The 20,089-nt window shown below is 55.0% G+C and carries 18 protein-coding genes; 6 read left to right on the top strand and 12 right to left on the bottom strand.

What is annotated here, in order from left to right:
• A complete protein-coding gene (gene nrdR / locus EBC_RS06605; RefSeq protein WP_013201016.1) occupies window positions 1–450 on the bottom strand; it encodes a transcriptional regulator NrdR in 450 nt (149 codons plus the stop codon).
• A 213-nt stretch (window positions 451–663) separates the two neighbouring features.
• On the opposite strand from nrdR, the gene lysM reads away from it, so the two are divergent.
• Both lysM and EBC_RS06595 read left to right on the top strand, forming a co-directional pair.
• Window positions 664–1,101 carry a peptidoglycan-binding protein LysM gene (gene lysM / locus EBC_RS06600; RefSeq protein WP_013201015.1) on the top strand — a complete coding sequence of 146 codons (438 nt, stop codon included), beginning with the start codon at window positions 664–666 and terminating at the stop codon, window positions 1,099–1,101.
• Between the two features lie 27 nt (window positions 1,102–1,128).
• Window positions 1,129–1,701, top strand: a complete 573-nt coding sequence (locus tag EBC_RS06595) for a SadB/YajI family lipoprotein (RefSeq protein WP_013201014.1) — start codon at window positions 1,129–1,131, stop codon at window positions 1,699–1,701.
• 45 nt (window positions 1,702–1,746) lie between these two features.
• Here EBC_RS06595 and secF read toward each other — a convergent pair whose 3' ends face one another.
• The 5 genes from secF to queA all read right to left on the bottom strand — a co-directional run bounded on the left by secF (window position 1,747) and on the right by queA (window position 7,236).
• Window positions 1,747–2,715, bottom strand: coding sequence for a protein translocase subunit SecF (gene secF / locus EBC_RS06590; protein WP_013201013.1), 969 nt, complete (start codon window positions 2,713–2,715; stop codon window positions 1,747–1,749).
• Window positions 2,716–2,725: 10 nt separating this feature from the next.
• A complete protein-coding gene (gene secD, locus EBC_RS06585; RefSeq protein WP_013201012.1) occupies window positions 2,726–4,573 on the bottom strand; it encodes a protein translocase subunit SecD in 1,848 nt (615 codons plus the stop codon).
• 27 nt (window positions 4,574–4,600) lie between these two features.
• Window positions 4,601–4,933: a preprotein translocase subunit YajC gene (gene yajC / locus EBC_RS06580; RefSeq protein ID WP_013201011.1), complete on the bottom strand. Its 333-nt coding sequence runs from the start codon at window positions 4,931–4,933 to the stop codon at window positions 4,601–4,603.
• 24 nt (window positions 4,934–4,957) lie between these two features.
• The gene (gene tgt, locus EBC_RS06575) at window positions 4,958–6,082 is read right to left on the bottom strand and encodes a tRNA guanosine(34) transglycosylase Tgt (protein WP_013201010.1); all 1,125 of its coding nucleotides are present in this window, start codon (window positions 6,080–6,082) and stop codon (window positions 4,958–4,960) included.
• A gap of 83 nt (window positions 6,083–6,165) precedes the next feature.
• Window positions 6,166–7,236 (bottom strand): tRNA preQ1(34) S-adenosylmethionine ribosyltransferase-isomerase QueA, encoded by a 1,071-nt coding sequence (gene queA / locus EBC_RS06570; RefSeq protein ID WP_013201009.1) that lies wholly within the window; start codon window positions 7,234–7,236, stop codon window positions 6,166–6,168.
• A 181-nt stretch (window positions 7,237–7,417) separates the two neighbouring features.
• On the opposite strand from queA, the gene EBC_RS06565 reads away from it, so the two are divergent.
• The 4 genes from EBC_RS06565 to EBC_RS06550 all read left to right on the top strand — a co-directional run bounded on the left by EBC_RS06565 (window position 7,418) and on the right by EBC_RS06550 (window position 12,464).
• Window positions 7,418–7,999: an ACP phosphodiesterase gene (locus tag EBC_RS06565; protein ID WP_013201008.1), complete on the top strand. Its 582-nt coding sequence runs from the start codon at window positions 7,418–7,420 to the stop codon at window positions 7,997–7,999.
• A 195-nt stretch (window positions 8,000–8,194) separates the two neighbouring features.
• Window positions 8,195–8,797, top strand: coding sequence for a peroxiredoxin C (locus EBC_RS06560; protein WP_013201007.1), 603 nt, complete (start codon window positions 8,195–8,197; stop codon window positions 8,795–8,797).
• Window positions 8,798–9,127: 330 nt separating this feature from the next.
• Window positions 9,128–11,080, top strand: coding sequence for an acyltransferase family protein (locus tag EBC_RS06555; RefSeq protein WP_013201006.1), 1,953 nt, complete (start codon window positions 9,128–9,130; stop codon window positions 11,078–11,080).
• Between the two features lie 94 nt (window positions 11,081–11,174).
• Entirely contained in the window at window positions 11,175–12,464 is a 1,290-nt protein-coding gene (locus tag EBC_RS06550; RefSeq protein ID WP_013201005.1) for a histidine-type phosphatase, read from the top strand.
• A gap of 43 nt (window positions 12,465–12,507) precedes the next feature.
• Here the strand turns inward: EBC_RS06550 and proY are convergent, their stop codons facing one another.
• The 6 genes from proY to phoB all read right to left on the bottom strand — a co-directional run bounded on the left by proY (window position 12,508) and on the right by phoB (window position 19,928).
• The gene (proY, locus tag EBC_RS06545; protein WP_013201004.1) at window positions 12,508–13,875 is read right to left on the bottom strand and encodes a proline-specific permease ProY; all 1,368 of its coding nucleotides are present in this window, start codon (window positions 13,873–13,875) and stop codon (window positions 12,508–12,510) included.
• A 70-nt stretch (window positions 13,876–13,945) separates the two neighbouring features.
• Window positions 13,946–15,271, bottom strand: coding sequence for a branched-chain amino acid transport system II carrier protein (gene brnQ / locus EBC_RS06540; RefSeq protein WP_013201003.1), 1,326 nt, complete (start codon window positions 15,269–15,271; stop codon window positions 13,946–13,948).
• A 406-nt stretch (window positions 15,272–15,677) separates the two neighbouring features.
• Entirely contained in the window at window positions 15,678–16,781 is a 1,104-nt protein-coding gene (locus tag EBC_RS06535; RefSeq protein ID WP_013201002.1) for a cobalamin-independent methionine synthase II family protein, read from the bottom strand.
• A 175-nt stretch (window positions 16,782–16,956) separates the two neighbouring features.
• Window positions 16,957–17,883, bottom strand: coding sequence for a PstS family phosphate ABC transporter substrate-binding protein (locus tag EBC_RS06530; protein ID WP_013201001.1), 927 nt, complete (start codon window positions 17,881–17,883; stop codon window positions 16,957–16,959).
• Between the two features lie 18 nt (window positions 17,884–17,901).
• Complete coding sequence (gene phoR, locus EBC_RS06525) at window positions 17,902–19,215, bottom strand: phosphate regulon sensor histidine kinase PhoR (RefSeq protein WP_013201000.1); 1,314 nt, start codon at window positions 19,213–19,215, stop codon at window positions 17,902–17,904.
• 23 nt (window positions 19,216–19,238) lie between these two features.
• A complete protein-coding gene (gene phoB / locus EBC_RS06520) occupies window positions 19,239–19,928 on the bottom strand; it encodes a phosphate response regulator transcription factor PhoB (protein WP_013200999.1) in 690 nt (229 codons plus the stop codon).
• Between the last annotated feature and the right edge of the window lie 161 nt (window positions 19,929–20,089).

The raw sequence follows: 20,089 nt of genomic DNA, 5'->3' as shown, positions 1-20,089 counted from the left end.
TTAATCCTGTAAACGGGCAATCTCTTCGCCAAACTCGCGAATATCTTCGAAGCTGCGGTAGACGGAGGCAAAGCGGATATAGGCCACCTTATCCAGTTTTTTCAGCTCATCCATCACCAGATTGCCGATCATTTTGCTCGGCACTTCACGCTCGCCGGTGGAGCGCAGCTGGCTTTTGATATGACTGATGGCATTTTCCACATCGTCAGAGCTGACCGGACGCTTCTCCAGCGCTTTCATCAGGCCGCTGGCCAGCTTGTCTTCATTGAAGGGTTCGCGGACATCATTGCTTTTAACGACCCGAGGCATCACCAGTTCGGCCACCTCAAAGGTGGTAAAACGTTCATGGCACACCAGACACTGGCGACGACGGCGCACCGAAGTGCCTTCCCCAACCAAACGGGAGTCGATCACTTTGGTATCCACAGCAGAACAGAACGGGCAATGCATGATAATTCCTGATAATCCTGGAAATTGGCCCACAGTGTAGCGCGAAGTGGCTACTAACAAAATAACGTCATCGCCCTTTCCGTGCCTTTGGCGAATGTTGCCTCGCCGCTCAGAACCTGCGCGTGTCCTGACGTGGCTTAACGCTTTACCCGCTATAATAAGCAGGTTGTATAGCGTTATTTCTTCTCTAACCAAGGATAAACCGGAGGATATATGGGATTGTTTAACTTCGTAAAAGAAGCAGGTGAGAAATTGTGGGACTCCGTCACCGGAGGCGATGACCAGAACAAAAAGCTGCAGGAGCACATCACCAAGCTCAACCTGCCCGGCAGCGACAAGATTGACGTGAAGGTTGCCGACGGCAAAGCCAGCATCAGTGGCGATGCCATTTCACAGGAGTTGAAAGAGAAAGTGCTGATTGCTGTCGGTAACGTCGCCGGCATCACCGCAGTGGAAGACAACGTAAACGTGGAGCAACCCGCCACGGAAGCCCGTTTCTACACGGTGAAAAAAGGCGACACGCTGAGCGCCATTTCGAAAGAAGTCTATGGCGATGCTAATAAATACAATAAGATATTTGAAGCTAACAAGCCGATGCTGTCTGATGTGAATAAAATTTATCCCGGGCAGACATTGCGCATTCCAGAATAAATTGACGGCAAGGAGCTCTGAGCGGGTATGGCGAAAGACTTAAAGAAAAAACCTCTGCTGCTGGTCGCAGCATTGATGCTGGCGGGTTGTGCAGCACCCAAGCAGCAGCCAGAGCTGAACAAACTGCATAATCAGGTCGGTAAACTCAATATTGAAATGCAGCAGCTCACTCAACAGGCTGCCAGCCTTGAACAGCAAAACATGCTGAACAGTACCTTAAACCAGGGTGCCTGGTTGCTGCCCGCCACTAAAACGGCAGTGGCATTGAAGAGCCAGGCTGGCGAAGTCCGCCTTTCCCTCAGCCAGATTGAAGGTGATGCTAACGGCACCCGTGCCATTCTGCATATCCGCTCGGCAGCGGATAACACCATACCGGCCTTTACCGCGCAGGTTGAATGGGGCGAAATGGACCCCACTACCGGTAAACCGCTGCAGGTAGACAGCCAGAGTCAGTCACTGACGGTGAAAGACTCGCTGCTGGCGCGCAGTGAAGTTACCGTGCCCTTACGCCTGAGCAATATCACCCCTGAGCAGTTGGGCTATATCAGGGTTCACGATATCGTGTTGCAAGACCCGCCAAAACCGGCCACCGCGCCATAAAAAAAGGGCCGCTTTCGCGGCCCTTTCTCATCGTAACGTCACAGCTTACGGCATAATCGAAGGTTGATCGGCACCCTCTTTTTCTACTTTGGTCTGCAGCATGTGCTCACGCTTCATGCCGAGTTTCAGCGCCAGCGCTGAAGCCACGTAGATAGAGGAAACGGTCCCGATAGAAACCCCGATCAGCATCGTCAGCGAGAAGCCTTCCAGCAGCGCGCCGCCGAAGATAAACAGCATCAGCACCACCATCAGCGTGGTCGCCGAGGTCATGATGGTACGGCTTAACGTCTGCGTCAGCGAGACGTTAACGATATCGTAAGGCGTGCCGCGACGGATCTTGCGGAAGTTCTCACGAATACGGTCCGATACCACGATACTGTCGTTCAGCGAGTAACCGATAACCGACATCAGTGACGCCACGATGGTTAAATCAATCTCAATATGGAACAGAGAGAGGATACCCATGGTGATGATCACGTCATGCGCCAGTGCCAGCACCGCACCTAACGCCAGTCGCCACTCAAAGCGGAAACCGACGTAGATCAGGATGGCAATCAGCGCCACCAGCAGCGCCATGCCGCCAGCCTGCGCCAAATCGCTACCCACGCTTGGCCCAACAAATTCGATACGCTTAACCGTGGCGTTCTGCTCGCTGGCCTGGTTGATGATGCTCACCACCTTGTTACCCAGCTCCTGGCCCGCATTGCCCTCGTTAGGGGACATACGCACCAGCACGTCACGGCTGCTGCCGAAGTTCTGTACCTGAGGATCGACGAATCCTGACTTCTCCAGCGCACCGCGCAGGCTGTCAATATCCGCTGGTTTCTCCAGGGTGATTTCAATAACGGTTCCGCCGGTAAAATCCAGGCCCCAGTTAAACCCTTTCAGTCCCATGATCGCAAAGGACGCGATCAGCAGCAGAGCTGAAATGGTAAAGGCCACTTTATCCCAGCGCATAAAGTCATGAACTTTACGCCCGTAGTTCAGTTGTTCAACGGTATAGTCCTGTGCCACAACGCACTCCTCAGATAGACAGCTTGGTGATGCGTTTGCCGCCGTACAACAGGTTGACGAGGGCACGGGTACCGACAATGGCGGTAAACATCGAGGTCACGACGCCAATCGCGGTCGTAATTGCAAAGCCTTTGATTGACCCGGTGCCCACCGCATACAGAATAATTGCAGTGATCAGCGTGGTGACGTTGGCATCGACAATACTGGAGAACGCGCCTTTATAGCCTTCATGGATAGCTTGCTGAATGGAACGTCCATTCTTGATCTCTTCCTTGATACGCTCGTTAATCAGTACGTTCGCATCCACCGCAACCGCCAGCGTCAATACGATACCGGCAATACCCGGCATGGTCAGCGTTGCACCCGGCAGCAGCGACATGATGCCGACAATCAGCACCAGGTTAGCCACCAGCGCCGAGGTGGCAATCACACCGAACTTACGGTAGTAAACCACCATAAACACGATAGAGGCGATCAGGCCCCACAGACAGGCTTCCAGACCCTGAGTGATGTTCTGCGCACCCATGGTTGGACCAATGGTACGTTCTTCAACAATCTGGATTGGCGCAATCAACGCACCGGCACGCAGCAGCAGTGACAGCTGGCGGGCTTCGTTCGGGTTGCTGATGCCGGTAATACGGAAGCTGTTACCCAGCCGGGACTGGATGTTCGCAACGTTGATCACCTCTTCCTGCTTCGCCAGGATCGCACGGCCGTTGGCATCTTTCTTACCGCTGTCTTTGTATTCCACAAACAGCGTTGCCATCGGCTTACCGATATTATCCTTGGTGAAGTTGGACATGATGTTACCGCCTGCGCTGTCCAGCGAGATGTTCACCTGTGCCTGGTTGTACTCATCCTGGCTCGACGTGGAGTCAGTAATGTGGTCACCGGTCAGGATCACGCGCTTGTACAGGGTCACTGGCTGACCGTCACGGGTGTTTTTCACTTCTGAATCACCCGGTACACGGCCGTTAGCCGCAGCGGTTGGATCAACAGTGGTGTTCACCAGACGGAATTCCAGCGTGGCGGTCGCGCCCAGAATTTCTTTCGCACGGGCCGTGTCCTGGATACCAGGCAGCTCAACCACAATACGATCGGAACCCTGACGCTGAACCAGCGGTTCGGCTACGCCAAGCTGGTTAACACGGTTACGCAGGATATTGATGTTCTGCTGAACCGCATATTCACGGGCTTCACGCAGACGATCGTCAGTCATCACCGCTCGCAGGGTATTACCGCTGGTTCCGCTGATCACCAGGTCACGATGGCGGTCCGACAGATAGCTGACGGCAGCATCACGCGACGCGGCATCACGGAAACGAATTTCCAGACCGTAATTGTCGGTTTTGCGAACGTTGGTATAAGGAATGTTTTTGTCACGCAGATCGCTTCTGAGGTTATCGATGTTCTGCTCCTGGAGTTTACCCAGAGCGGTATCCATATCGACTTCCATCAGGAAGTGTACGCCGCCGCGCAGATCGAGACCGAGTTTCATCGGCTCTGCGGCCAGCAAGGTCAGCCAGGTTGGCGTTGCGGGAGCAAGGTTAAGCGCGACAACGAAGTCTTCACCCAACACTTTGGTAATGGCATCACGGGCACGCAGCTGCACGTCACCGTTTGCGAAACGCGCCAGAATTGCGCCATTTTCCAGTGCAATGGATTTGCTCTGGATATTATCTTGCTTCAAGGCATCTTGGATCTGAACCAGCGTCTGCTCACTGGCGGCGCTTCCGCGCGCACCAGTGATCTGAACGGCCGGATCCTCACCATACAGGTTGGGAAGTGCGTACAGCAGGCCGCCGAGTAACACGACGATCAGCATGATGTACTTCCACAAAGGATAACGGTTTAACACGGCAGTTCCCTTAGGGAAAACAAAAAATTAAAGCGCCTTCATCGTACCTTTCGGCAGAACGGCAGCCACGAAGTCACGTTTAACTACCACTTCAGTAGTTTCGTTCAGCGCGATAGCAACATAACCGGTGTCAGCCACTTTGGTGACGCGGCCAACCAGGCCACCGGTGGTCAGCACTTCATCACCTTTAGAGATGGAGTCCATCAGCTTCTTGTGCTCTTTACCGCGTTTTTGCTGCGGGCGCAGGATCATGAAGTAGAAAATCAGACCAAAAACCACCAGCATAATAACCAGTGAATAAGGACTTCCCTGAGACGGCGCGCCAGCTGCTGCCACTGCGTCAGAAATGAACAAGCTCATTAAATTTCCCTCATTGTTTAATTATCAAACGGATAGTGGCGGAGCCGTGTTACCCGTCCGGTCGTAGAATTCAGTCACAAAGTGCTCTAACTTACCGTCTTCAATCGCCTGACGTAAACCAGCCATTAAACGCTGGTAATAGCGCAGGTTGTGAATGGTGTTCAGACGCGCACCCAGTATTTCGTTACAACGATCAAGATGATGCAAGTAGGCACGGCTGTAATTGCGACAGGTGTAGCAATCACACTCCGCATCCAGCGTTGCGGTGTCATCTTTATACTTCGCATTACGGATTTTTACGATGCCGTCGGTCACAAAAAGGTGGCCGTTGCGCGCGTTGCGGGTAGGCATCACGCAGTCGAACATATCGATTCCGCGACGTACGCCTTCCACCAGATCCTGAGGTTTACCGACGCCCATCAGGTAACGGGGTTTGTCTTCCGGGATCTGCGGGCAGACATGCTCCAGAATACGGTGCATATCTTCTTTTGGCTCACCGACCGCCAGGCCGCCCACAGCGTAACCATCAAAGCCAATCTCTACCAGCCCTTTTACCGAGACATCTCGTAAATCTTCGTAAACCCCACCCTGGATTATGCCGAAAAGCGCATTTTTATTCTCAAGAGAATCAAAGCGATCGCGGCTACGCTGCGCCCAGCGCAGTGACATCTCCATCGAGCGCTTGGCGTAATCCCAGTCAGCAGGATAGGGGGTACATTCATCGAAGATCATCACGATGTCAGAACCGAGATCGTACTGGATCTCCATCGACTTTTCCGGGTCGAGGAAGATCGCATCGCCGTTGATCGGATTGCGGAAGTGCACGCCGGCTTCGGTGATTTTACGGATGTCGCCGAGGCTGAACACCTGGAAGCCGCCGGAATCGGTAAGGATCGGGCCTTTCCAGTTCATAAAGTCATGCAGATCGCCGTGCAGCTTCATCACTTCCTGGCCAGGACGCAGCCACAGGTGGAAGGTGTTGCCGAGGATGATCTGTGCACCGGTATCAATCACTTCTTCCGGCGTCATGCCTTTTACCGTGCCGTAAGTGCCCACGGGCATAAATGCCGGGGTTTCCACCACGCCGCGATCGAAGATCAGACGGCCACGGCGCGCGCGCCCGTCAGTTTTATCTAATTCGAACTTCACGTTGCCTCCACCAGAGATACAGTCTGATGTTAAGTGTTATCAGCCGCACAGGGTGCACGGCTGAGGATACTGCCGGTTGGGTGTTATTCGCCAACCTGCTCGGTAACAGCCTCGGGATTGCGGGTGATAAACATCGCATCGCCGTAGCTGAAGAATCGGTACTGCTCTGCCACCGCCTGCTGGTAGGCGTGCATCGTATTGCGGTAACCCGCAAACGCCGAGACCAGCATAATCAGCGTGGACTCCGGCAGGTGGAAATTGGTCACCAGCGCATCAATCACCTGATACTGGTAGCCGGGGAAAATAAAGATTTTGGTATCGTCGAAGAACGGCGCGATCAGCGCATCCTGAGCCGCCTGCGCGGCGCTTTCCAGCGAACGTACGGAAGTGGTGCCTACGGCCACCACGCGGTTGCCACGGGCTTTACAGGCCAGCACCGCATCCACCACATCCTGCGGCACTTCGGCATACTCCGCGTGCATAATGTGGTCTTCAATGCTGTCAACCCGCACGGGCTGGAAGGTCCCTGCCCCAACGTGAAGGGTGACAAAGGCCGTTTCGATGCCCTTTTCACGCAGCGCGTCGAGCATGGGCTGATCGAAATGCAGGCCGGCCGTTGGCGCAGCGACAGCACCTGGCCGCTGGCTGTAGACGGTCTGATACAGCTCACGGTCAGCGTCTTCATCAGGACGGTCAATATAAGGCGGCAGCGGCATATGCCCCACCGCATTGAGGATATCGAGCACCGCGCGCTCATCGTCAAACTGCAGTTCAAAAAGCGCATCGTGGCGGGCAACCATCGTCGCTTTGACGCTTTCATCATCGCCGAGCAGTAACTCTGCACCCGGCTTAGGCGCTTTCGACGCCCGCACATGGGCCAGCACGCGATGGTCATCGAGCATGCGCTCAACCAGCACTTCAATTTTGCCGCCGCTGACTTTACGACCAAACACGCGCGCAGGGATAACGCGGGTGTTGTTGAACACCAGCAGGTCGCCAGGGGTGAGCTTATCCAGCAAATCCGTAAAGATGCCATGAGACAACTCGCCGTCCGGCCCGTTAAGGGAAAGGAGACGACATCCGCTGCGCTGGGCCTGCGGATAATGGGCAATCAAAGATTCGGGCAACTCAAACGAAAAATCGGCAACGCGCATGGTCATTCACTGTTGGGAAATCAGGGCGCACATTCTAGCTGAAATCCCGCCATTTCTAAACAATCTAATGCCGCACGCGCCGGGAACACCTCCGGAGTCCTGCCAGAGCCGCATTCATCCAGCGTTCCTGCACCGGCTAACGCAACTACACCACCAGCGGATTAGGCGATATACTCCCCGGATGAACTTTCTTGCGCACCTCCACCTGGCCTCGCTGGCCGAAAGCTCCCTGTTGGGCAATCTGATGGCCGATTTTGTGCGGGGTAATCCGCATAACGACTGGCCGACGCCGGTTGCCGAGGGCATTTTGCATCATCGTCGCATTGATGTGATGACCGACGCGCTGCCCGAAGTGCGCGCTGCGCGTGACTTTTTCCGTGCCGAAACCCGTCGCGTTTCCCCCATCACCCTCGACGTGATCTGGGATCATTTTCTGTCACGAAACTGGGATAAAATCGTTCCGGAAATTTCCTTGCCAGCTTTTTTGGCTCAGGCAAAATCTGTGATCGCGCCCGAATTAGCCTCGACACCCGAGCGATTCCAGAATCTTAACCGTTATTTATGGTCCGATCGCTGGATGGAGAAGTACGCCGACGCCGATTACCTGCAGCCGGTACTGCGGGGCATGGCCAGTCGTCGCCCACGCCTGGCCGCGCTGGAAGATTCGTTCGACGACTTTATTGATAATTATCAAATATTTGAAGATTTTTTTTGGCAGTTTTATCCGCGTATGATGGATAAAGCCGTGCATAAAGCGCTGTAAAAGCCGGGTGAGACGTTTGCCGCTTGCCCTTTTGGCGAAAACGGTTATTGTATGAGGCTGCTTTAAGCATTTTAATTTTTTGATAGGTTTTACCTATCTGAACAATCAGCGTTTTACGCTGGCACCTGTCCCGACATCGCTCTTATACTGCAGGCGATTCGTCTCATTAACCCACCTCTCTCTACAGGAGTGAACATGGTCCTGGTAACTCGTCAAGCCCCAGATTTTACTGCCGCAGCTGTGCTGGGCAACGGTGAAATCGTTGAGAACTTCAACTTTAAAAAACACACCGCTGGTAAAGCCACCGTTGTGTTCTTTTGGCCAATGGATTTCACCTTCGTTTGTCCTTCTGAACTGATTGCTTTTGACAAGCGTTACGAAGAATTCCAGAAGCGCGGCGTTGAAGTTGTCGGCGTGTCTTTCGATTCTGAGTTTGTGCATAACGCATGGCGCAAAACCCCAATCGAAAAAGGCGGCATCGGCGAAGTGAAATACGCCATGGTTGCTGACATCAAACGTGAAGTGCAGAAAGCGTACGGTATCGAACACCCGGACGCTGGCGTTGCACTGCGCGGTTCATTCCTGATCGACAAAGCCGGTGTGGTTCGCCACCAGGTTGTTAACGATCTGCCACTGGGCCGTAACGTTGACGAAATGCTGCGCATGGTTGACGCGCTGCAGTTCCACGAAGAGCACGGCGAAGTGTGCCCGGCTCAGTGGGAAAAAGGAAAAGAAGGTATGGGCGCGTCTCCAGACGGCGTTGCTAAATACCTGTCTGCGAACGCAGCTAAGCTGTAATAGCGTCCGCTGTCGAAAAGGCTCGCTTCGGCGGGCCTTTTTCATTTCTGCGCCCCACCATTTTTTTCACTTAATTGTTAGTTCCCCTCTGCTTAGCCGAAATTAACACCGGTCGTTTTGAGATAATTCCCTCAGGAATATCTATATTTGTTTCTCCGTATTGGAAATCCCTGCGTATTGCCATAGCCTGATATGAAAATTAGTCCAATTATTCATCGCGGCTTGCTCCTCAGGTGGCCTGACAGACGTCAGTACCGCGTGTGGGGTAATCAGTGGTTATTTTCGTTTTTTTATTAACGGCAATACTGCGTATTTTTGGGATCTGTGACCATGAAGAGTGTGCATCTATTTTCCTATCGTAAAGACATTGACGGGCTGCGGGCCCTTGCGATCCTGCTGGTGGTTCTGTTCCACTCTGGCGTTGGCGCGTTATCGGGCGGATTTATTGGCGTTGACGTATTTTTTGTTATTTCTGGATTTTTAATTGGCAGCATTATCTCCAGAGAAATAAGCAATAATACCTTCACTTTTTATCAATTTTACGTTCGACGCATCCGCCGTATTGCCCCCGCCCTGTTCTTTATGTTGTTTTGCATCACCGCATTAAGTTACAGCATTTTGTCACCGCTGGAATTCCGCGATCTGGCAAAGTATGTCACCGCCGTATTGCTGTTTGTTCCCAACGTCATGCTGTTGAAAGGCATTGATTACTTTAATCCTGACGCTGACCTCAATCCGATGCTGATGACCTGGTCGCTGGGCATTGAAGAGCAATTTTATTTTGTGCTGCCGGCGTTGATGATTATTGCCCACCGGTTACGATTTTCATTGAAGGCGGTCATTGTTACCCTCAGTCTGGCCTCGCTGATCGCGGGCATTATCATCACCCCAATCAACGGCAATAGCGCGTTTTACCTGTTGCATACCCGGGCGTGGGAGCTTGGCGCAGGGGTGCTGTTGGCTCTGTGGCGCAACCAGCCGGTGACCGGCAGCAAAGGCGTGCCGTTGACGCTGGCGGGCCTGCTGTTAATCCTGCTGCCGGTATTTTTCCTCGATAAAGAGAGTGCTTTTCCCGGCTTCCTCGCGCTGATGCCGGTGGTCGGCGCGGTGCTGATTATTCTTACCCATAACCGCCTGCATCAAACTCTGCTGGAAAACCCGCTGATGGTATTTATCGGCAAGGTTTCTTACTCATGGTATTTGTGGCACTGGCCGTTACTGAGCCTGGCCCGTATCAGCGCGAACGATCCTTTAAGCGTGGTGCAGGGATTATCCATCAGCGCTGGCGCACTGCTGATTGCCACCTTTTCCTGGTACTTTGTCGAGAAGCCGTTCCGGCGTCCGGCTCAGCCGCAACAGCGTATTATAACGTCCTACGCCATATTATGCGTGGTCGGTATTCTGTCATTCGTTTCTATCTATATGACCGGCGGGCTGAAATATCGCGTTAACGATTTGGTGAACAACGGTGAGCTGTTTAAGGTCGAGGCGGAAACCAATCCCTGCCTGTTAACCTATGGTGCCAACCTGCCGTCAACCAACAGTCTGTGTATGCCGGCGATAGCGGTGCCGGCTGTGGCACTGGTGGGCGACAGCCATGCTGCGGCGCTGCGCTCGGCCGTCGCGCAATATGCCTTAAAAAATAAAAAGCCCTTATTCCAGATGACCAAATCCTCCTGTCCATTTTTGATTGGCAGCAGCCGCTATATGCTGGATCATCCTGAACAGGGCGACCAATGTACCGCCTTTAATAAAGAAGTGATGAAAACGTTACTCAGTGACAAGGTCGACGAAGTGGTGATTACCGCATTCTGGTCATCCGGCTTTTCATTAATTCCCGGCTATGGCTATCGCTCAATCGATGGAAAACAACAGGATAATTATCTGGCGCTCGATCAGGGCCTGGGTAATGCGGTAAAACTATTACGCGCGGCGAATAAGAAAGTGACAATAGTGGAAGATGTGCCGAGTCTGGATATCGATCCGCTGCGTTACAGCATTACCCAGAATATCCCGCTGCGGGCGAAAATTAACGCGTGGCTGAGCAACGGCTCTGGCGTAAATACGGCTGCCGACCGCACGCTGCGTTTTCATCTGACGGAAGATAAAGTCAATAAAATCCTCGGCGCCTATGCGCAGCCGGGGGTGAAAGTGCTCAATTTGAAAGAGAATTTATGCTCGCAAAAAGGCTGTCTGATTGCCAGTAAAGGCTTGCCGCTTTACTACGACACCCACCATCTTACCGATCTGGGCAGCAGCATTGCACTGGGCAACAATTTGTAGCCTTGCCCGCAGCGTCACGGTTTCAATGCCTTGACGATTGCGTTACTGTCAGGGGCCTGGCACGCCCCTGACTCAACGCTAAGCAAAGGAAAACATGGACGCTAAACTCTCCCTTGTGACCACCCTGATGGTTTCTGTCCTGTACGGGGTCTTCAGCCCGTGCGTCGCGGCGAAAGCAGAAGACTACACGCTGGAAAAAGTGGTCGAAGTCAGCCGCCATGGCGTGCGGCCGCCCACCCCGGGCGATCGTCAGTCCATTGAAGCGGGCACGCAGCGCAGTTGGCCGCGCTGGTTAACGGCCGACGGCAATCTGACCGGCCACGGTTACACCGCCGTCTGGTTGAAGGCCCGCTATGAAGCCGGGCGCTATCGCCAGCTGGGCGTACTAAAAGCCGGTTGCCCATCCCCTGGCGACGTCTATATCCGTTCCAGTCCGTTGCAGCGCACCCAGGCCAGTGCAGAAGCCTGGTCTGCGGCCGCGTTCCCTGGCTGCGGCGTTCCGGTGCATGCGCTGGACAAAGACGATGCGCTGTTTGCCTTCCCCTCGGATAAAGTCAGTGAGTCGCAAAAGGCCCGCTATAAGCAGGAAGCGCTGGACGCACTGGGCGGCACCCCCGAACAGGCGCAGCAGCGTCTGCAACCGCAAATTGACGCCCTTAAACACGCCGTTTGCCAGCATCACCAGCCCTGCCCGGCATTCGATCGGCCCTGGACTCTGAACGTCTGGTCGAATGGCGGCATCGCTATCCAGGGGCTGGATACCCTGGCGGCAATGGCAGAAAGCATCCGCTTAGCCTGGAGTGAGAATCAGCCGTTGAGCAAGGTGGCGTTTGGCCAGGCGGATAGCGCGGCCAGGGTCAGCGCATTACTGCCTTTGCTGACGGCGAAATATGATTTCACCAACGATTTGCCTTCCGCCGCACGCCGGGGCGGCTCGGTGTTGCTGGATCAGATTGCCAAAGCGTTGCAAACCTCTCAGTCGCAGGATGCACCACCCGACGTGCGCTGGTTATTGTTCGTCGCCAGCGATATCAACCTCTCCTACCTGCGCACGCTGCTGCACTTCAGCTGGCAACAGGGCGATTATCCACGAGGCAATCTGCCGCCCGGCGGCAGCCTGGTGTTTGAACGCTGGCGCGATAATCTCGGTAAGCGTTTTCTCCGGGTCTACTTCCAGTCGCAAAGCCTGGATCAACTGCGCCAGCTAACGCCCATCAGCGCCAGCGATCCGTTGCTGACCACGGAATGGCACCCCGACGGCTGCCAACGCACCGAGGTGGGCACGCTGTGCCCTTATGACGCTGCCTTACAGCGTATCGGGCAGGCGACAGATCGCTCAAGTCAGGTGCCGGTCAGCTACCCTCAATCCGCATCGCAGCCATAAAAAAACCGCCCACGTTGGGGCGGTTCTTAAACGGTTAGCGCGGTTAAGCGTTGGCGTTCTTGTTCAGCGTTTTCTTCACAAACTGCCAGCTCACCAGCAGCACCACCAGCCAGGCGACACCGACATACAGCGAAATTCGCGTATCCGGGAAGTAGCCAATCAGGCCGATGATAAAGACGAGGAACAGGATGCCTACGATGGCGGTAAAGATGCCGCCTGGCACGGCAAACTTCAACGCTTTCGCCTGCTCTTTGGTCAGCGAGCGGCGGAAACCAATCTGGGCGAAGAGGATCATAATCCACACCCAAACGGTGGCAAAGGTCGCCAGTGAGGCGATCACCAGGAACACTTTTTCCGGCATCAGGTAGTTCAGATAGACCGCCACCAGCATCGCCGCCATCATCACCAGCACCGTCACCCACGGAATGCCGCGACGGGAAACCGTAGCGAACATTTTCGGCGCGTGGCCCTGCTCGGCCATACCGTGCAGCATACGTCCGACGCCAAACACATCGCTGTTAATCGCCGACAGTGAGGCGGTGATCACCACAAAGTTCAGGATTGCCGCCGCGGCCGCAATGCCCATATGCTGGAAGGTCAGCACGAACGGGCTGCCGTTGGTGCCGACCTGGTTCCACGGGAAAATCGACATAATCACGAACAGCGTGCCGACGTAGAACACCAGAATACGCAGCGGAACGGTATTGATCGCTTTCGGGATCGAGGTTTCAGGATCTTTCGCTTCACCTGCGGTGATGCCGATGATCTCAATGCCGCCATAGGCAAACATCACAATCTGCAGTGACAGCACCATGCCAATCACCCCGTGGGCGAAGAAGCCGCCGTTGGTCCACAGATTATGGATGCCGGTCGGCTGACCGCCATTGCCGATACCCCAGAAGATGATGCCGATACCGGCGACAATCATAATAATGATGGTCGCGACCTTGAACAGCGACAGCCAGAACTCCACTTCCCCGAACACTTTCACCGTGGCCATGTTAATGGCGCCGATAATCAGCACCACGCTCAGCACCCAGATCCAGTGCGGAACGTCCGGGAACCAGACGCCCATATAGATACCAAAGGCGGTGACATCGGCGATGGCGACAATCAGGATTTCAAAACAGTAGGTCCAGCCGGTGATATACCCGGCCAGCGGGCCAAGGTAGTCCTGCGCATAGCGCGAAAAGGAGCTGGCCTGAGGATTGTTGACGGACATTTCGCCGAGCGCGCGCATGATGATATACGCAATCGCGCCGCCGATAATATACGCGAGAATCACGCTCGGACCGGCCATTTTCATCGCGTCTGCCGAGCCATAGAACAGCCCGGTGCCGATTGCCGATCCCAATGCCATAAAACGAATGTGGCGGGTACTCAGTCCCTTTTTGAGCGTATTTTTTGTCATGTTTCGGGTTCTGCTTTCACTCTGACTGCGTCTTCTGCCGCACGGGCAACAGAAGACGCGGGGGTTAAGACTATTTCTGCTGCGCGCTGACCTGCTCACGACTGCCGGAGACGCGGTCATACACGGCCACCAGTACCAGCATGGCCAGCGATGGCGGCAACCAGGCCAGACCTTGTTCTGCCAGCGGCAGATGCTGGGCGAACGCCGGCAGCAAATCTTTCCAGCCGGTGGTTTTGATCGCATCAACAATGCCGAACAGCAGGCTGACCAGCATGGTTGGCGCAATAATGCGGGTGTTTTTGTTCCACCAGCTCAGGGTAAAGCTCAGCAGCACCAGCACGATGCACGGCGGATAAATCGCGGTCAGCACCGGAATGGAGATGGCAATCAAATGGCTCAGGCCGAGGTTAGACACCACCATTGAGAACAGACCCAGTACAAACACCAGCTGGCGATAGCTCAGCGGCAGGTACTGCTCAAAGAACTCGGCACAGGCACAGGTCAGGCCAACTGCCGTCACCATGCAGGCCACAAAGATCAGCGCGGCAAGAAACACGCTGCCCATGCCACCGAAGGTCTGCTGAACATAGGCGTGCAGGATAGCTGCGCCGTTGGCACCCTGATCAACGATAGCTGAACTGTTGGAACCCAGCTTGAACAGCGCCAGATACACCAGCGTCAGGCCAACACCGGCAATCAAACCGGCCAGCACGGTATAACGCGTCAGCAATTTCGCGTCACTGACGCCACGCGAACGCGCTGCGTTGACAATCACGATGCCGAACACCATCGCCCCCAGCGTATCCATGGTCAGGTAACCATTGACGAAGCCGCTGGAGAACGCCGCATGTTGATACGCCTCGGTCGCCGGGGCCAGGCCGCCAGCAGGCCATATCAGCGCCGCAATGCCCAATATCGCCAGCGCCACAATTTTCAGCGGCGCCAGGAAGTGGCCAACGGTATCCAGCAGTTTGCCGGGATACAGGGAAATGCCGATCACCAGCGAGAAGTAAATCAGGCTGTAGATAAACAGCGGCAGCCAGCCGTCACCGGTCAGTGGCGCGATGCCGACTTCAAACGAGACGGTTGCGGTACGCGGCGTGGCGAACAGCGGGCCAACGGCAAGATAGCAAACGGTGGCCAGCACCAGACCGGCCGCTTTACCGATTGGCGTACTCAGCGCATCCACGCCGCCGCCGACACGGGCCAACGCAATGACGGTGATCACCGGCAGACCTACGGCAGTGAGCAGGAAGCCGAGGGCCGCAATCCAGACATGTTCACCAGACTGGATGCCGACCATAGGCGGGAAAATAATGTTACCTGCACCCACAAACAGCGCAAAGGTCATAAACCCCAGTGCCAGGATGTCTTTGGAAGTTAAACGATTCGTCATAAGCAGAAAATTAGCCCGTACTGGTGTTAAGTGAAGTCGCGATGTCAGCTTCATCACCCTGCCTGCACTAAAAACGCCAGAATTTCAGACCGATACAGGGCGATTGTCTGTCCTGTGGTCACTCTGGTAGCGGATTTGCGCTGATTTTAATCTGTTTACAGGGGGATAACGTAAAAACGGCGCTAAGTAAACCGTTTATAGGGCAGAAAGGCAAGGCGGGATCGGAAAAGCAGAGCGATATGTTGCAAAAAAAGAACCAGCCAGTGTATCGCTTCAGGTTATCGGCTGGATGCCTTACATGATTTGTATTTTATTTGTGCAACGCGGGGTTAATTTCTGCAGGGAATGGCCGGATGATGCACAAAAGGCGCGGAATTCCGCGCCTTTTACACAGGTTGATGCAGGGTTACCAGACGTCTTTGGCGATATCGACCACCAGACGCAGCTTCGCCCACTGCTGCTCTTCGGTCAGGCTGTTGCCCTCTTCAGTGGAGGCAAAGCCACACTGCGGGCTCAGGCAGATTTGATCGAGGCTGACAAACTGCGCCGCTTCGGCAATCCGCGCTTTCACCGTTTGCGGATTTTCCAGCTCACCGTTTTTAGTGGTGATCAGGCCCAGCACCACCTGCTGCTTGCCGGGTTTGATAAAGCGCAGAGGCTCGAAGCCGCCGGAACGCTCGTTATCATATTCCAGGAAGAAGGCATCAATATTCACGGTGCCGAACAGAATTTCTGCCACCGGCTCATAGCCGCCTTCGGAGATCCAGGTTGAACGGAAGTTGCCGCGACAGACATGCAGACCAATGGTCAGATCGTCCGGCTTGCCTTCGATGGCTTTATTCAGCACCTGCGCATAAATGCGCGCCAGCTGTTCTGGATCGTCGCCGCGCTCGCGGATCTGGCTTTTCTGATCTTCAGAACAGAGGTAAGCCCAGACGGTGTCGTCGAGCTGCAGGTAACGGCAGCCGGCCGCATAAAATGCGCTAATCGCGTCACGGTAGACGGTGGCCAGATCGTCGAAGTAGTCGTTAAGATCCGGGTAAACGTTGGCGTCGATCGCCTTACGGCCACCGCGGAAGTGCATCACGCTTGGGCTAGGAATGGTCATTTTCGCCACCGCGTCGCCGCTGATACTTTTCAGGTAGCGGAAGTCTTCCAGCATCGGATGGTTACCGAAGGCGATCTTGCCGGTGACACGGATACCGTGGGCTTTGGTCTGCACGCCGTTGAACTGGATGCCCTGCTCAGACTCATAGCGCTCAACGCCTTCCAGGCCATCGAAGAAGTCAAAGTGCCACCACGCGCGGCGGAATTCACCGTCGGTGACCACCTTCAGTCCACAGGCGCGCTGATGAGTGACCACATCACGAATGGCTTCATCTTCAATACGACGCAGGGCAACGGCATCAATCTCACCCTTCTGGAACTGCTCGCGCGCCTGTTTGATGGCGGCGGGACGAAGGAAGCTGCCTACCACTTCGGCACGATACTGAGCTGAATCTCTTTGCATGTTGTGTCACTCCTGACCTGCGCACACGCGCATAATTTACCGGTGAAATTATCACGAATCGTTATTCTTAGACTTCTGGATGTCTATATGTCCAGACGCAAGAGTGTCATGAGAGCGACGCTGGCGCAAACGAGGATAATTCATCAGACATGAAAAAAATTCATCTTGGCCGGTGTTAACGATCCTCAATCAGCGCACGCGCCTGACTGACCTGCTCTGGCGATAACGGCAGATATCCCGCCTGGGTGACCAGCGCCTGGCCGTCAGCGGATAACACGTGATGAAGAAACGCGGCGGTAAGAGGTTCCAGCGGCTTGCCGGGTGGTTTATTGACGTACAGGTACAGCTTGCGGGCGTAAGGATAACGGCCGCTGCGAATATTGGCCGCATCCGGCGCCACCCAGTTCTGGCCATCGCGGGACACCGGTAATGTCTTCACACCGCTGAGATGAATGCCCATGCTGGCATAGCCAATGGCATTCAGCGTGCCCGCCACGGCCTGCACCACCGCCGCAGAGCCGGGATATTCCCCGACATCATTGCGGAAATCGCCATTGCACAACGCCTGCTGCTTGAAAAAGCCCCAGGTGCCGGAAGCGGAATTGCGGCCAAAACGCTGCAAAGGACGGGACACCCAGCTTGGTTGAGTTAACTGCACATCGCCCCAGCGATGCACCGCGGAGAGCGCGCCACAGCGCCGGGTAACGGAAAAGATCGCATCGAGCTGCTGCGTATTCAGACCCTTGATCGGGTTGTCCTGATTGACCACCACCACCAGCGCATCCATCGCCACCGGCACGGCCAGCGGTGGATAGCCATAGCGGTCCTCGAACAGCTGGCGCTCAACCGCCTGCATCGGGCGACTCATTGCGCCAATCTGCGCCGCGCCGGCCGCCAGCGAGGTGGGTGCGGTAGAGGAACCAGCGGCCTGCACCTGCACATTTACGCCCGGAAACTGCCGGTTGAAGCTATCGCCCCACAGCGTCATTAAGCTGCCGAGGGTATCCGAGCCAACGCTGGTCAGGTTACCGGCCAGCATCCCCTCTTGTGCCTGGGTGGTCAGGCTGAAACAGGCCAGCAGCATCAGAAACAGCTTTTTCATCACAGGGTTCCGCTACGATCATCGAACCGCATTCTGTGCCAACTCGCTGCTGACAATCAACCTTGGTGGTAAGGAGAAGCTGAAACAGGTCTCTTTGCCAGGCTGGCTGGTGATGTCCAGCCGGGTGTTGTGGTGGCTGAGCGCATGCTTGACGATCGCCAGGCCAAGCCCGCTGCCGCCGGTTTGCCGCGAACGGGCCTTATCGACGCGGTAAAAGCGCTCGGTCAGCCGGGGAATATGCTCTTGTGCAATGCCCGGACCGTTATCCTTCACCTTAAATTGCGCGCCCTGTGGAGTTCTCAGCCAGCTGATATCGATGCGCGTGCCGGCCGGCGTGTGGTTAACCGAGTTGTACACCAGGTTTGAGATGGCGCTGCGCAGCTGTTCATCATTGCCATACACCCGCAAATCCGCGTCCATCGTGAAGTGAATCTCGTGCCGGCCCTGGCTCAGGGTTTCCGCTTCACGCTGCAGCAGACGCAGCATCATCGGCACGTCGACTTTTTCCTGCAGATCCAGCGCCGGTGCGGCTTCAATCCGCGACAGGGTCAGCAACTGTTTCACCAGGCCGTCCATGCGGCGGGTCTGCTCCTGCATGGTGTGCAGGGCCTTGTCACGCAGCGGGCCTTCCATCACCGAATCGTTCATCATCTCCAGATAGCCCTGCAGCACCGTTAACGGCGTGCGTAGCTCATGGCTGACGTTAGCAAAGAAGTTGCGCCGGGCGCCCTCAAGCTGATGCATCTGCGTGACGTCACGGGCTACCAGCAGCCATTGCCCTTCCGAATAGGGCATTACGCGGAATTCCAGCTGACGATTGCTGTTCAGCACCAGCGTCAACGGTCGGGTAAAATCGCGCTTCCGCACATAGCGGGTAAACTCGGGATAGCGCAGCAGGTTAAGGATGTTCTGACCATTGTCTTCCGGCCAGCGCAGTCCCAGCATCTGTTGCGCCAGGCCGTTACACCAGAAAATGGTGCCCTCTTCGGTGGTCAATACCACCGCATCAGGTAAGGATTCGGCGCCACTGCGAAAGCGTTTGATCAGATGGCCCAGCTCACGCCGACGCCGGCGATTTCTCGCCTGCATCTGGTAAAGGCCATAAAAGAGAGGTTCCCAACTGCCGCGCCCCGCCGGTGGCGTCATGCTGCGGTCAATCCACAGCCAGTGGGATAAACGAAGTAAATTAGCGAAATGCCAGCCCAAAACGGCTAACACCGATACCAGTAGCAGCCAGGGCAGGTAGCCCACCAGCAGCCCCAAAATCAGGGCCGGAAGGCAGGCGAGCACCACTTCCAGCAACAATCTCTTCCAGGAGAGGCGTTCCAACACGGTGAAGACTCCAGTGCGAACGATCAGTAACGTGCAGAGAAACGGTAACCTGTTCCGCGAACCGTCTGCACCATGCGATCGTGCCCGGTCAGTTCCAGCGCTTTACGCAAGCGGCGAATATGAACGTCAACGGTACGATCTTCGACGTACACGTTAGTGCCCCAGACATGATTAAGCAACTGCTCACGGCTGTAAACCCGCTCAGGATGGGTCATAAAGAAATGCAGCAGCTTGTATTCCGTCGGCCCCATTTCCAGCGGCTGGGTGTCTGACATCACGCGATGAGACGAAGGATCCAGGCTCAGTCCCTGCATCTCAATCACTTCTTCCACCGCCATTGGCGAGATCCTGCGCATTACCGCTTTAATCCGCGCCACCAACTCTTTCGGCGAAAACGGCTTGGTAATATAGTCGTCAGCCCCCACTTCCAGACCGCGAACGCGATCTTCTTCTTCACCGCGCGCCGTCAGCATCATCACCGGAATGTCGCGGGTCATCGCTTCACGCTTTAAATGCTTGATAAACTGAATGCCTGAACCACCCGGGAGCATCCAGTCCAACAGGATCAAATCAGGCCAGGGTTCGATAAGCAAATTGACCGCACTGTCATAATCTTCCGCTTCTATCGGTTGATAGTCATTTTGCTCCAGCACGAAACACAACATCTCACGGATTGGGGCTTCATCTTCGACTACCAGAATACGCTTAGCCATTATTGCTCCTGCTACTGTGACGGAATGTCACTGGATTTGCGGCGTCATTATGCGTCAGTTTTATGACAGTTTTATGAAAAAAGCACGGCCCGGGCCGCCGTTTTATAACACTTTTGTGAAGGTTACAGTCATTCAGACTGGGGTTTTACGCGTTGCTGTTT

Source organism: Erwinia billingiae Eb661 (assembly GCF_000196615.1).
Classification (GTDB): Bacteria; Pseudomonadota; Gammaproteobacteria; order Enterobacterales; family Enterobacteriaceae; genus Erwinia; species Erwinia billingiae.
Note: the sequence above shows the minus strand (reverse complement) of the source record. Positions and strands in the feature narration are given on the sequence as shown.

What these genes read in the sequence shown, in the direction of transcription:
- EBC_RS06550 (WP_013201005.1), top strand. Translation starts at nt 11,175, where the DNA reads ATGGACGCTAAACTCTCCCTTGTGACCACCCTGATGGTTTCTGTCCTG.
- EBC_RS06555 (WP_013201006.1), top strand. Translation starts at nt 9,128, where the DNA reads ATGAAGAGTGTGCATCTATTTTCCTATCGTAAAGACATTGACGGGCTG.
- EBC_RS06535 (WP_013201002.1), bottom strand. Translation starts at nt 16,781, where the DNA reads ATGCAAAGAGATTCAGCTCAGTATCGTGCCGAAGTGGTAGGCAGCTTC.
- yajC (WP_013201011.1), bottom strand. Translation starts at nt 4,933, where the DNA reads ATGAGCTTGTTCATTTCTGACGCAGTGGCAGCAGCTGGCGCGCCGTCT.
- brnQ (WP_013201003.1), bottom strand. Translation starts at nt 15,271, where the DNA reads ATGACGAATCGTTTAACTTCCAAAGACATCCTGGCACTGGGGTTTATG.
- EBC_RS06560 (WP_013201007.1), top strand. Translation starts at nt 8,195, where the DNA reads ATGGTCCTGGTAACTCGTCAAGCCCCAGATTTTACTGCCGCAGCTGTG.
- EBC_RS06565 (WP_013201008.1), top strand. Translation starts at nt 7,418, where the DNA reads ATGAACTTTCTTGCGCACCTCCACCTGGCCTCGCTGGCCGAAAGCTCC.
- EBC_RS06595 (WP_013201014.1), top strand. Translation starts at nt 1,129, where the DNA reads ATGGCGAAAGACTTAAAGAAAAAACCTCTGCTGCTGGTCGCAGCATTG.
- phoB (WP_013200999.1), bottom strand. Translation starts at nt 19,928, where the DNA reads ATGGCTAAGCGTATTCTGGTAGTCGAAGATGAAGCCCCAATCCGTGAG.
- queA (WP_013201009.1), bottom strand. Translation starts at nt 7,236, where the DNA reads ATGCGCGTTGCCGATTTTTCGTTTGAGTTGCCCGAATCTTTGATTGCC.
- EBC_RS06530 (WP_013201001.1), bottom strand. Translation starts at nt 17,883, where the DNA reads ATGAAAAAGCTGTTTCTGATGCTGCTGGCCTGTTTCAGCCTGACCACC.
- proY (WP_013201004.1), bottom strand. Translation starts at nt 13,875, where the DNA reads ATGACAAAAAATACGCTCAAAAAGGGACTGAGTACCCGCCACATTCGT.
- nrdR (WP_013201016.1), bottom strand. Translation starts at nt 450, where the DNA reads ATGCATTGCCCGTTCTGTTCTGCTGTGGATACCAAAGTGATCGACTCC.
- lysM (WP_013201015.1), top strand. Translation starts at nt 664, where the DNA reads ATGGGATTGTTTAACTTCGTAAAAGAAGCAGGTGAGAAATTGTGGGAC.